The organism is Paenibacillus puldeungensis, assembly GCF_042678945.1.
Taxonomy (GTDB): Bacteria; Bacillota; Bacilli; order Paenibacillales; family Paenibacillaceae; genus Fontibacillus; species Fontibacillus puldeungensis.
Genome location: NZ_JBHTLM010000017.1, coordinates 1 through 12,848 on the forward strand (window position 1 = coordinate 1; position 12,848 = coordinate 12,848).

Genomic DNA, 12,848 nt, shown 5'->3' on the forward strand with positions numbered 1-12,848 from the left:
GCGCCGGAGCCCCGCGCCTGCCGCCTTCTCAGCGGCGCGGAGCTCCGGCGCCGATAAAGCCCGCCGCAGGCGCACCAGCAGCTCCGGCGCGGCGCGCAGCCAAGCCAACTTGGACGGCAGCGCAAACGTCCCCTCGAAAGAACCAATGGCAATCACTTTGCTGTTCTTAACCTCTTCGCTCCGGCATAATTGATACAACGATTTGTCAGGGGTCACCGAACCCACCGACACAGGCACAGATGCGGACTCCGCTTCCGCGTTATCCTCCTCCGATGCGCCAAACGACGTCGCTTCGGCGAAAAGCCACCCTCCTGTTGTCTCATCTTCTACCACAGTCAAGTGCAGCTCTGCGCAAACCTTCAGCAGTTCAATCCTCCGCTCCCGGCTCCATACCCTGCCGGACGGGTTAGAATACTGCGGTGTTACATACACCATGACCGGTCTGTATTGACCGCCAGACGATTTCCGCCGCAGATCATCAGGCAGCATGCCATCCATGTCGCATGCCACGGGAACAGCATGCACGCCGCGGTGCCTCATCAACTCAAGCGCCTCCGCGGAGGTAGGTGTCTCGACCAGCACCGCTCCGCCCTCCCCTACTAAACTCCGCAGCAGTAGATCAAGTGCCTGCTCAGTGCACTCCGTGAACATTAGGTTCTGCGAATCCGTCCCTGCCCCTTCTTTGCGCTCATAGATTGCAGCAAGCTGATTCAACAGAGCACCTTCGGCACTTTCTTCCACTTCTACGTCTCTGGATCCCCCATCTTCCGTAGCTGTATCGCTTTTCGAACTAAACACATCGACCCTCTTTTTCTTTTCCCGTTCCTTGCAAAGCTCAACACTAAATTCTCCGAATCCAGCTGCGGAATCTAACAAATCACCCACACAAATAGGCAGCCATCCACCCTTATCTCCATCCTCTGCCCAGTCTCGCATACCGATCAGCGAAAGGAGTTCCCCGGTATTCCAAGATGCTTCCAGCTCCCGGGCATAGGACAGAGGCAAGCGTCGTTTAAGCATTTCCATCCATAACTCCAATGCTCATCCCTCCGCTCTGTTCTCACATCCATAATTTGAATGCATTTACGGCGATTGTACATCAGGACAAATTTCCTATACAACAACAGGTTTGAAACAAGGATTGCCGAAATCCTCTCACGTAAATCTTCTTATTATATCTATCATTTTTGCCAACAAAATGCTGCCGTGATAGAATGAGTACTGCATAATAATTGACCCGAGGTGATTTCATGTCTTACTCTACGGAGCCTGTAAGCGCAACTAATCCGACGCGCAACAGGAAAAAGAAAGGGCCTTCCGTAGCCATGATACTGCTAACCTGGGTACTCCTAATCGGTATTGGCACTGTCTCCGCTCTCATTTACAGCAATCATTTAAAGAATTCGATGATGGACCAGCTGGATGCCAAATGGCAAAGCCAGACAGCAGTCATGAAAGCCGATTACTCCAAGCAGTTGACTGCACTTTCCAAAGAAGTCAAAGGGCTACAGAGCAAGGTCGATACTTTCAACGAGCTGCTCACATTTACGAAAGACAATACCAGCAAAAAAACGGACAATAGCAATAAATTGTATTCCCAGCTTAAAGAGGTTAAGCAGCAGCTAGCCACGCTGCAAAAGAAGATGGATTTGTTGAAATGATTACCACGATCAAGCGAATTAACCGTTTTTTCTTGCTGGCAACCGGTCCTATGCTGGGCCTTTTAATCGCCTTATCACTTAGTGGAACCAATATTGATTGGTCTAATGAGGCAAATGTCATCACACCAAAGGCTGATATTATCCAGACGACGGCAGCGGTATCAAAAGGGCTGGATCAAGCAAAAAGCAATGCCAAGACGACGATGACTTCCATTCGAAAAACGGCGGAGCTATACCATAAAACGACGACTACGATGAGCTCTATCGTCACAAAGTCCCAAACCGCTGCGGGACGGCCCGAGTATATTTACAATCGGAGAATTTCGTCCAAACTCGGAACCCCGTATGAATCGATTCATAGCGATCGAATTCGGATTGAATTGTATAAGCTTAATCCTGGGACTTACCACGGCTATGCGATGAAGGTGAAGCTGAAGGAACCAAACGCCATGAAAATGGCTTTAGGCAAAGATTCGGTAGGCGGTGCTGAGACGACCAAGCGGGTAGTAGATCGTTATGGCGCTGTGGCAGGCATCAACGCCGGCGGTTTTGCTGACTCCAGAGGCAAACGGTATCCTCTCAGTACCACCGTAGTTAACGGTAAATACGTAAACGGTTTTCAACCGTCTTTTAAAGATTTGTTTTTCGTAGGCATCAGTAAAACCGGAAAGCTGATCGGAGGACAGTTTGACCGCAAGGAGGATTTGGATAGACTGCAGCCTTTATACGGTGCTTCCTTTGTTCCTATCCTTCTTCATAACGGACAAAAAGCTCCCATCCCGCTGAAATGGCAGGTTTCTCCGCTCCGGGCGCCGCGTACGGTGATTGGCAACTACCGTGATGATCAACTGCTCATCCTTGTTGTGGACGGTCGTGATGAAAATGGAAGTTCCGGAGCAACACTGACGGAGCTCCAGAACAAATTGTTTGCGATGGGCGTTCAGAATGCCTACAATCTAGACGGCGGCGGTTCATCCTCACTCATTGTAGGCGATACAGTCGTAAATAATCCGTCCGATGGAGCTTTACGGCCAGTGCCCACGCACTTTTTGTTTTTTAAATAATTTACCGTTTTCCAATGTCTATGAAATATATCATATTTAGGATTTATTTTTAGCCTCTGGGCGGGTATAATAGGGGCAAGAGTTCAAGCGTGGAGGTGTCCGTTTTGTCCTTTTCGATGACGTTCTGGATTATCGCTCTCGTGCTGGCCATGTTCCTGTGCGGTATTTTAACCGCTGCATACAACGACGATAAAACGAAGGGCCTGTAAATAAATAAGCTTCCCTAAAGGGAAGCTTATTTATTTCTGTTTGCTTTATTTTTGAGCATTAGGACAGTTGATTCATTTCGATCAAGCATTGATTACAGATGGAACGCTCTTTGAAGTCACTTACGCCTTCCATAGAGCCACAGAATACGCATTTCGGACGATATCTTTCTAAAATGATATGGTCGCCCTGCACCAAAATTTCGACGGGGTCCCCCTCGTTCATTTGATATCTCTTGCGCAACGACTTAGGTAGAACGATTCTCCCGAGTTGGTCCACTTTTCGGACCACACCAGCTGGTTTCATAATGATTGTACACCTCTCCTGAAAATTAATAGTTATGTAAAAATAGAACCAAATACCTAATCTATTATAGTTCGCTATGATTTTCAGGATTCCTGCTAAATTTCTACTTTTTTAATTATTTTCGCCGGATTTCCTCCTACCACCGTACCACTAGGCACATCCTTCGTGACTACTGCCCCGGCGGCAATGACCGCATTATCTCCGATTGTAACTCCCGGAACTATGACCGCACGCCCTCCGACCCACACGTTGTTGCCAATTGTGACCGGTTTACCGAATTCTGCGCCCGAATTTCGGTCGTTGGGATGAAGTGGATGCGTCGCCGTATAAATGTGCACGCCCGGAGCCATAAAGCAGTGATCCCCGATATGCACCTCACATACGTCCAGGATCACGCAATCAAAATTGGCATAGAAATAATCGCCGACATAAATATTCGTCCCATAGTCGCACTTGAACGTTGGCTCTATATAAATATGCTCTCCGGAAGCCCCAAACAATTTCTTCAAAATCCGTTCCCTTTTTTCTTCTTCTCCTTCTTCGGTCTCATTGTACTCTCGGGTTAGCTTCCGAGCCCGAAGTCGTTCAGACACCAGAATCGGGTCAGCCGCATTATACCATTCCCCGCCAAGCATTTTCTCTTTTTCTGTTTTCGTATGCACCATTCTCTGCTCCTCTACCTTCTATTACTCCATCCCGGGAAAATCGAGCTGCCGCAGTGCCTCGTAAACGATAATGGCCGCTGAATTGGACAAATTCAAGGAGCGTACCTTATCGGTCATAGGCATCCGCATGATCGTCTCCGGATGCGCCGCTAAAATTTCCGGCGGAAGTCCTTTTGTTTCTTTACCGAAGACGAAGAAATCCCCGTCCTGGAACGTAAAGTCCGTATAACGATTTTTGGCTTTTGTTGTAGCGAAGAAAAACCGGCTTCCGGCGTATTTTTCCTCAACCTCTTGGAATGAGTCATGATATTCGATGTGAACGGCATACCAATAATCCAATCCAGCCCTCTTTAACGTCGCATCATCTGTACGAAAGCCCAGCGGCCGAACCAAATGCAAGTGAATGCCTGTTGCAGCGCATGTTCTAGCGATATTTCCCGTATTAGCCGGAATTTCCGGCTCCACCAGTACGATATGTAATGCCATGATGATCAACACCTTCATCCCATAAAATTAGCTTGTCCCTTCCGGACAGCACTTGCTTCATTATATCAAATCGTCTAATGCCAAAAAACCTCCATCACCACATACAATGCGATGATGAAGGCTGAAGTTTAATCTTTAACATCAGGTAACCGGAGCAAGCCCCTTTTTCCCGAGTCAGGCTAGGGTTGTCCTACGTTATTAGCCATGCGACTTCTGGAATTGATTCATAAAGTCAACAAGGGCTTTGATACTGCCGTAAGGAACAGCGTTGTAAATCGAAGCACGAAGGCCGCCAACGCTGCGATGCCCTTTCAGACCCACAAAGCCTTCTTTTTCCGATTCCTTCACGAACAATTTCTCGAGTTCTTCCGATGCCATGCGGAACGTTACGTTCATGATCGAGCGGTCCTCAGGATGGACGCACCCCCGGTAGAATCCGCCGCTGTTATCAATCGTTTGATACAGCAAGTCTGCTTTCTCCCGGTTTTTCTCCTCTATTCCTTCCAGGGATCCTTGCTCTTCGATCCATTTCAGGACTTCATTCATCATATATACGGAGAAGGAAGGCGGAGTGTTGTACAGTGAGTTGCTTTCGGCGTGCGTATCGTAACGGAACATCGTCGGCAAATGCTTCGGCGAATTCTTCAGAAGCTCCTCGCGAGCGATCACAACCGTTAGTCCGGACGGGCCCAAATTTTTCTGAGCGCCTGCGTAGACGAGCCCGAATTGATTCAGGTCAAACGGACGGCACAAAATATCGCTCGACATATCTGCAATGAGCGGAACGCTACCAGTATCCGGGAACTCACGGAACTGCGTTCCTTCGATCGTTTCGTTGGAAGTCAGATGCACATAAGCCGTATTTTCCGGAAGCTGCAAACGACTTACATCAGGAGTCGACATATATTTATCTTCTTCCGATGACGACGCGATAAACGTGTCTCCGATGAGCTTAGCTTCCTTAAGCGCCTTGTTTGCCCAGCTTCCCGACTTCACGTAACCGGCCGTTTTTCCTTCAGTCAACAGGTTCATCGGCAGCATCGCAAATTGCGTAGACGCTCCCCCTTGCAGGAACAGAACCTGGTAGCCGGATGGATTACCGAGCAGTTTCAGCAAACGGCTGGCTGTGTCATTATGAACACCCTCATAAACCGCACCGCGGTGTGACATCTCCATAATTGACATGCCTGTACCTTGAAAATCAACAAATTCTGCTTGCGCGCGTTCCAGCACTTCAAGCGGCAGCGCTGCTGGTCCAGCATTAAAGTTAAATGCTCTGTTACTCATGAATCCCCATCCTTCCCTTCCATTATATCTATGGTTCGAAGTAATATAAGGACTATCATAGCAACTATTCGGTGACCCAGCAAGCCGATATTTCGTAAAAATAACACAATTTACAGAATTGACACATTAACGCTTCATCTCATCAAAGACAAAGCCGCTATTCCGCGAAAAATTCATAAACTCGGGACCACGTTTTCGTTAAACCTGGCTCCACGTTTACTTCTATGAACATCTCCGGCGAGATAACATGACCTATTCCCCATACCGCTGCAGACGCAACGGAAAACTTACTCAGTTCTCGTATTCCTACCCCGCTGGGGCGATGAAGCAGCTCCCATAACCATGGATTTTCACTTCCGTCGAAACCCGGTAAACGGAAGTAAAAGGGCTGAGCCGGCTGACGTTTCCAGGTTACATCTGAGCCCGTAAACACTAGGTCTTCCACCGTCTCGGCCTCATCGCTCCATGGTTTAAACTGGAGAGGAAATTTCAATGTATAATCGGGGCCGACCGGATGATTATCAATACCAAGGAAATTATGGCAATATTCCTCAGTGCGAATCGGTTTTTGACCTATATTATGAAGGGTATACTCGATCTTCAGCCGACTATCCTCAATGGAAATCGTCTTGATGATCTTTGCCGCATAACCAAGACACTCCCGAGGCAAAGCGACAAATTCGATGGCTTTGTCCGTTACCTGACGCACCTCGACCTCAAATGGATCTATCTGATATTCCCGAAAAAATTGGTACTCCGCTTCGTCCGGACGGGTCAAAAGACCAATTCCCAGCTTCGGAAACAAGTCGCCCGTCTTTGCTTCATCGTACCCGACAGGTTTTGTAATGCCAAATTCGCTACACAGCCCCTGTCCCCCAGTTCCTTCCCCCGGAGTCAGGCTTTCCTCCACACAAAACGTATGATTGCCCCCAATTAGCTTAACACCGGTTATAAATCCGGCCCATTCAAAGCGGGAGCCCCGGTAGGGCTCCCCTATTTCTGCAATATCAATCACCAGTTGTTTATTTTTCAATTGATAAGCCATACACTATACTTCCCCTTCTATCCTCTACATGGCGAGCGTGATGTCAATCCGATGGACACCTTGTTTAGGCAGGGCTTCCAGAATCGAGCGGCTAATCAAGCATTCTTTGTCCTTGCTCGTCAAAGGCAACGGCTGTCCGTCTAACTGAACGGAAGCGACCCGGTATTGCCCATAGTCGGCATGCTGCGGATTGGAATATACGATCTTGAACATCCGATCGGCAAACAGCGTTTCCACTGAAGCCTCGCCCGCCTCGTTAAACTCAGATTTTACAAGCTTTGGCTCTAGCTGAAGATCGCCATAATAGCCCTTAACACCGTACACCTCCGTCAGCTGCGTAAGCAGCAGCCAGCTCGCCGAGCCGGTCAAATACGGATACATGCCCCGCCCCCGCTCATTGATGTATTCCGGTATGCCCGGATACATCCGGCTTCTCTCAAAATTCGTGGAAAGCCGGTATACCGAATCGAGAACTTGCTTTCCTTGGGCTACAAAGCCGCGTTTATACAGCGCGTTGGCGTACATCACCGTCATATGGCTGAACATGGCGCCGTTCTCTTTATGGCCAAAGGCAAATCCGAACGCCCGACCCAGGTTTTGTTGAATACCACCAAAACGGGAATTCAACCGATAGCCAATGTTCTCGTCCTTTAAATACCGATCGACAGCAGCCGTAATTTGGGCGACCTGCTCATGGGTAGCCACTCCGCCCATAATGCTGAACACCTGACCCGTCAGTGTCATGCGCACACCTTCTGGATAATCTCCTTCAACACGCTTCGCATCATTGTTGTAATATCCGTTATACCACGCATAGCCTTCTTTGTTCACGATCCATTCATTTCGGCGTAGATGCTCTATGCACCACTCCGCTTTCCTTCTTAAATCAGCGGCAACTTTCTCGATGTCGAGCTGCTGCTTCTTGCCACTAACCACAGGAATAATCGAATCATAATAACGATTTAATAGAGCGTGCTTATCTGAAATACTATCATAGTTCAACGGCTCCGATAAAGTATCGAGCAGCACGGCGATTTCTTCGGCAATCTCTACAGCGTCGCAGCCGCGACCTTCACGTAAATGCAGCAGCAGTTCGGACAGCTCCATCAGATTGCTTGCATAAAATGCGGTAAATGCAACACTTTCACCACGAGCCGGTGCCAGATCCAGCCCATCGTTCCAGTCCGCTCCTTCGAGCTTGATGTTTCCGTTCTCCCCTACATTAAAGAAAGGCACCACATTTTGCAGCAAAATATGCTCCAGAATTGTCCCCTGATACTCGCGGCCATCCTTCGTGAGCAGCCGGTTTCCTTGCTCCGGTGACCAGCTCAAATCGCGCTCGTGGCAGCGTTTGACGAAGCTGTCACGGAAATACACCTGTGGCTGCAGCACGAAGTCCAAATCGCCGCTTTGGTGAACATACAGCAGAGTGGTGAGCAGCGGCCAAGCCCCATGATCCATCCACACCCTAGGAATGTTGTTTCGATCGGCGACAAATTCCCCGGGCTTGTTGCCGATGATCGTGGCGTTACTGCCGTCCATCCGCACACCGGCATAATTGTTGAGCAGCAGATATCTTACCTCTGCCGGTTCCATCACCATAAGCGCCAAACAATCCTGCCACAGGTCGCGCCAGCCCCGGCCGCCACGCCCATAGTCGTGGTACGGCAGGAAAGAATTGCCGTACAAGCGGCGTAAAATCGGTTGAAGTGTTACCCATTTCATCCACAAATCCTGCTTCGTATCCGCAGAATGGAACGAAATGGTATCCAGCTTTTGGCGCCAGTAAGCCTGGTTTTGGTTTAATAGCTCCTCAAAGCGCTGAGCCGACAAATATGTGGTAGCATAACGTTCAGAGTCCAAGCGGTCGTCAGAAATAATCATGGCGACAACATAGGACGCCGATTCCCCTGGCTGCAATTCCGTACTAGCAAAACGTAGCGCTCCAACCGCTTCATATCCTTCCAAGGCCGCGCCTGATTTCTCTGAGATTGGCAGGTTTTTGGCGACCGCCTTCGGCCAGTCATACGCTCCCCCTTCCCCGATAAAATCCTCGGTGATTGGGAAAAAGCCGAGTGGCGCATGTCCTGCCGCATCAGCTCCAAGCACGCCGTAGGTGACTTTATTGACCCGATGGCCGCGCTCGTCGAACGATAACGCCGGTTGTACCTCAATTCCATAAGCGGATGTGAAGATCCGGTGGAGCAGCGATGTGACGTGCCGATGGTCCCTGAGATCGTCAGCCGACCGGCCATAGAGCGGAATAGCTGCAGTAGGCGTAAACTTAAGCGTCTTGGTCCCTGTATTCGTAAGCCGAACCTGCATCAGCTCGATTTTTTCGTCCGTTACGGGTACAAAGCTAATCGTTTCAGCCTTTAATCCAAGCTTCTCGTTCTCACGGGTTAATGAATGCCATAAAAAACCCGCATCGATGTATGTCCGCTCCTTGGAGTCTGAGAACAACTCCGCATTTTGTCTAGCCGAATTTCCTGTCACAGACCATGCGCCATACTCTTCAATATGGAGCCAGAAATTGCGAGCCGCTTTGGAGTTATGCAGGCTCTCCACCGAAATTGGCTCCAGCAAAAACGTGTTGTGTCCTGAAGTCAGTTCCCCGTGCAAGTTCGGAGAAATCGCCGACATCATTCCCGCTTCGTTGACCAAAGGAAAGTACAGGTAGCTGTTCAGCTCCGGCTGTTCCAGTCTGAACTCTCCCTCGTTTCCAATATATTTCCAGCCTTTGTCTTTCATATGGTTCTTCCTCTCACTCTAGTTTCACTTGGTTATGATTTCACAGCCCCTGCCAGTGCGCCGTCTACCAAATATTTCTGGATAAAGGTGTACAGTAAAATAAGCGGAGCCGCAACAATCGTAATCCCGCAAGCCAGCAGCGGCCAGTTGTTGCCGTATTGGCCCTTGAATTCCTTCAGACCGAACGTGATTGGGTAATTCGCTTTGCTTGGCAAATACATGATCGGACCGACGAAATCGTTCCAGATGCCGATAGCTGTTAGAATTACACCTGTCGCAATGACCGGCTTCATTAAAGGAAGAATCATTTGAAACAAATATCGGAAGTAACCGGAGCCGTCGATCCCGGCCGCTTCGTCCAGCTCACGGCTGATCGATTTGATGTATCCGACGAACATCATGAACACCACGCCCGTACCGCTCGTTTTCAGAATAATATAGCCCAGCTTCGTATCATAGCCGAAGAAATCGAGGCTCTCTTTAAACGAAAGCATCAACTTATACTGTGCGACCATCGGATTCGGAAGAAATTGAGAAAGCAGAAAGAACAGGTAGATGAACCCGCTCCATTTAACATAACCCCGAGCCACCGGAAAAGCCCCCAGTACCGATACGATGATCGTGAGCACAGTAGCCGCCACAGTGTAGATCACGCTGTTGACGAAATAATTAGCAAAATTGCCTTCAGTCCAGGCGGTTACATAGTTGCTCCACTGTACCTCTTTAACGAACCCGATCGGATTGAGCAAATACTCCGGATACGATTTCAATGAAACGTTAAGCACCAGAATCAATGGTACAACATAAAGAACAAGCAAGACGGCGATGACGACATAAGAAAGAACTAGAAAGGATTTGGAGTTCTTCATTTTAGTATTCCACCTCTCTCTTACGCGTCTGTTTCACAGCAACGACGACAAATACGAGAATGATCAGGAACTGTACAACGGATAGCGCCGAAGGAAGCCCCATCTCCAGGCTGCCGCGGAATGTCTCCTTGTACACGTCGTAAGCCATCGTTCTCGTATTGAAGCGTCCGTCCGTCGTAGCCAAAATAATGTCAAAGGTCGACATAGCGCCGATGATCGAAAGCAGCATGTTTACCGTAAACGACGGAGCAATCAGTGGAAAAGTAATGTGGCGGAAGGACTGCCATTTGTTCGTTCCATCGATATAGCCGGCTTCATACAGATCCTTAGGCACGGTTTGCAATCCAGCCAGGAAGATCAGCATGGAGTAACCCATGTACATCCAGATTTGCACGAAAATAATATAACCGAACGCATGCGTAAAGCTGGCGAAAAACATATCTTTATAACCGAACAGCCAGTTGTACAGCATGTTGACCGGACCACTCATCGGGTCAAACATCATTCCCCAGATTAACGCCACGACGGCTACGCCAAGTACGACCGGCAGGAAAAATACGGCGCGGTAGAAGTAGTCCCCACGCAGCCGCTGGTTAATCAATACAGCCACAAACAGGGCAACGCCGTTCTGCACGATCGTTACGACAAACATAAAAATCAATGTATTGATAATGGAGATCCATCGCTCTCCAGAGTTTCCGGAAAAGAACAGGTCATGATAATTGTCAAGGCCGACAAAATGAACCGGACTGCCGGGAATGTTCTTGACGTCTGTAAAAGAATAAATGACGGTTAACATGGATGGGCCAAAATAAAAAACTACGTACAGTACGAGAGGAATCATCAGGAGAAAATACGGTACGTAGCGGGAAATGCCTTTGCCAAAAGGATACATCTCTCTCACCTCACAGATCCAAATCAATAAATGATCGGGGTCTGATGCATTCAGACCCCGAGACAGTATGATCACTTATTTGAAGCATTCTAACGTTTAATACTCATTATTTAGGAGCAGCAGCTTCCCATTCTTTTTGTTGTACATCGGCCAGCTCTTTTGCAGTTTTAAATTGTCCGCCCGGAGCCAAGTATTCGGTGTGAACACCTTCTGCAGCGAGGTGTTCGCCGACATTATCACGGTTGATCATCATAATTTCATAAGCAAGCTCGAAATCGCCAAGGTATGGAGTCAGCTCTTTATCAATAAATTCGCTGTCTGTAGAGATGTTGTCCTGTGTAGGAATAAATCCGGCAGCTTTAACAAATTTCGTATAGTTCTCAGGCTGCGAGAAGAATTCCAGCCATTTGAGGCCGCCCTCTTTGTTCGGGCCTTTTTCGGCAACATACCAAGTCACATCGTATTTACCGACGAAGGAAGCATTTTTTGTCGCATCTTCCGTAGCCGGTACCGGGAAGTAACCGAATTTCAGATCTGGGTTTGCTGTTGCAATTGTCGGTGCATCCCATGAGCCGTCAGCCAGCATAGCCACTTTACCGGTAGCGAAAATTGCTGGTGCGGATGCATAATCGATACCCATAAATCCATCGATCATATATTTGTCTTGAAGAGTCTTCATCTTATCAAGTACTTCTACCGCTTCAGCATCGTTGTAAGCAGTTGTACCTTTCCATACGCCTTCGATCCATTTTTGTTGATCGCCGCCGCCCAAGATTTTTGCTTGGAGCGCAAACACCGGCAGCTTCAAAGGCCATACGTCTTTACCGGCAACACCGATCGGCGTAATGCCTTTCGCTTTCAAAGCGTCGCAAAGCTTGATGAATTCGGACCAGGTTTTCGGAACGGTAAGTCCGTTCTCTTCGAAGATTTGCTTATTGTAGAACAGGCCGGACATCGCCACTTTCCCGGTTGGGATCGCATATACCTTATCTTTGTAGGTACCCGCTTTAGCAATATCGTTCGCGTTCCAGTTCTTTACGAAGGCTTGATTGGACAAGTCGGCGATCAGACCGGAATCAATCCACTGCTGCCAATCCGGCACCTTCGCTCCCGGAGTCCAATCCTGTGGAGACAATCTCATACCTGACAAGTCCGCCATAACATCGACGTCATTTGCGGTAATTCTCGCTCTTTGCGCCTGTTTAAACTCGTCATCCGGACCGGTTGTCGTATATTCCACCTTATATTCCGGATATTTCTCTTCGAAAGCTTTGTTGATCTCTTCCATCGCTTTGTTGATATTGTCTTGCTTCCAATGGAGAATCTTGACCACTTTCTTGTCGCCACTAGATTTGGACCCAGAATTTCCTCCGTTTGCCGGAGCTGCGTTCCCGCCCGAATTGCCGCCATTGCCGCAAGCTGCCAGACCGAGCGTTAGTGCACCGGCCAGTACCAAGGCAGTAATTTTTTTGACAACCATGCTGTAACCCCCTAAATTTGGTAATGAAATGCGAACTCACGTTTCGATTCCCTCTGGCTGTAATGATGCCTCATGGAAAGGACCGTTCCCGAAAATTTTCGCTGTAATAATCCATCTTAAGCTGTCTATCGG

The 12,848-nt window shown here is 48.6% G+C and carries 12 protein-coding genes; 2 read left to right on the forward strand and 10 right to left on the reverse strand.

Annotated elements, in window-relative coordinates; genetic code table 11:
• Positions 1-1,038, reverse strand: a 1,038-nt coding sequence (locus tag ACFQ3W_RS19400; protein ID WP_379320891.1) for an aminotransferase class I/II-fold pyridoxal phosphate-dependent enzyme, incomplete at its 3' end; no start/stop codon positions are given.
• Between the two features lie 212 nt (positions 1,039-1,250).
• On the opposite strand from ACFQ3W_RS19400, the gene ACFQ3W_RS19405 reads away from it, so the two are divergent.
• Both ACFQ3W_RS19405 and ACFQ3W_RS19410 read left to right on the forward strand, forming a co-directional pair.
• Positions 1,251-1,661, forward strand: coding sequence for a hypothetical protein (locus ACFQ3W_RS19405; RefSeq protein ID WP_379320892.1), 411 nt, complete (start codon positions 1,251-1,253; stop codon positions 1,659-1,661).
• Complete coding sequence (locus tag ACFQ3W_RS19410; RefSeq protein WP_379320893.1) at positions 1,658-2,725, forward strand: phosphodiester glycosidase family protein; 1,068 nt, start codon at positions 1,658-1,660, stop codon at positions 2,723-2,725. Before ACFQ3W_RS19405 ends, ACFQ3W_RS19410 begins: the two co-directional genes overlap by 4 nt.
• A 267-nt stretch (positions 2,726-2,992) precedes the next feature.
• On the opposite strand, the gene ACFQ3W_RS19415 is transcribed toward ACFQ3W_RS19410, so the two are convergent.
• The 9 genes from ACFQ3W_RS19415 to ACFQ3W_RS19455 all read right to left on the reverse strand — a co-directional run bounded on the left by ACFQ3W_RS19415 (position 2,993) and on the right by ACFQ3W_RS19455 (position 12,716).
• Positions 2,993-3,238: an AbrB/MazE/SpoVT family DNA-binding domain-containing protein gene (locus ACFQ3W_RS19415; RefSeq protein ID WP_379320894.1), complete on the reverse strand. Its 246-nt coding sequence runs from the start codon at positions 3,236-3,238 to the stop codon at positions 2,993-2,995.
• Between the two features lie 95 nt (positions 3,239-3,333).
• Positions 3,334-3,903 carry a maltose acetyltransferase domain-containing protein gene (locus ACFQ3W_RS19420; RefSeq protein ID WP_379320895.1) on the reverse strand — a complete coding sequence of 190 codons (570 nt, stop codon included), beginning with the start codon at positions 3,901-3,903 and terminating at the stop codon, positions 3,334-3,336.
• A 21-nt stretch (positions 3,904-3,924) separates the two neighbouring features.
• On the reverse strand, positions 3,925-4,389 hold the full coding sequence (gene trmL / locus ACFQ3W_RS19425) for a tRNA (uridine(34)/cytosine(34)/5-carboxymethylaminomethyluridine(34)-2'-O)-methyltransferase TrmL (protein WP_379320982.1): 465 nt from the start codon (positions 4,387-4,389) through the stop codon (positions 3,925-3,927).
• Between the two features lie 198 nt (positions 4,390-4,587).
• Positions 4,588-5,676 carry a 3-phosphoserine/phosphohydroxythreonine transaminase gene (gene serC / locus ACFQ3W_RS19430; protein WP_379320896.1) on the reverse strand — a complete coding sequence of 363 codons (1,089 nt, stop codon included), beginning with the start codon at positions 5,674-5,676 and terminating at the stop codon, positions 4,588-4,590.
• Positions 5,677-5,833: 157 nt separating this feature from the next.
• Positions 5,834-6,721 carry a hypothetical protein gene (locus ACFQ3W_RS19435; RefSeq protein WP_379320897.1) on the reverse strand — a complete coding sequence of 296 codons (888 nt, stop codon included), beginning with the start codon at positions 6,719-6,721 and terminating at the stop codon, positions 5,834-5,836.
• A gap of 24 nt (positions 6,722-6,745) precedes the next feature.
• The gene (locus ACFQ3W_RS19440; RefSeq protein ID WP_379320898.1) at positions 6,746-9,472 is read right to left on the reverse strand and encodes a GH36-type glycosyl hydrolase domain-containing protein; all 2,727 of its coding nucleotides are present in this window, start codon (positions 9,470-9,472) and stop codon (positions 6,746-6,748) included.
• A gap of 32 nt (positions 9,473-9,504) precedes the next feature.
• Positions 9,505-10,341 (reverse strand): carbohydrate ABC transporter permease, encoded by an 837-nt coding sequence (locus tag ACFQ3W_RS19445; protein WP_379320899.1) that lies wholly within the window; start codon positions 10,339-10,341, stop codon positions 9,505-9,507.
• 1 nt (position 10,342) lies between these two features.
• Positions 10,343-11,236 (reverse strand): carbohydrate ABC transporter permease, encoded by an 894-nt coding sequence (locus tag ACFQ3W_RS19450; protein ID WP_379320983.1) that lies wholly within the window; start codon positions 11,234-11,236, stop codon positions 10,343-10,345.
• A gap of 106 nt (positions 11,237-11,342) precedes the next feature.
• Positions 11,343-12,716, reverse strand: a complete 1,374-nt coding sequence (locus tag ACFQ3W_RS19455; protein WP_379320900.1) for an ABC transporter substrate-binding protein — start codon at positions 12,714-12,716, stop codon at positions 11,343-11,345.
• Positions 12,717-12,848 lie beyond the last annotated feature (132 nt).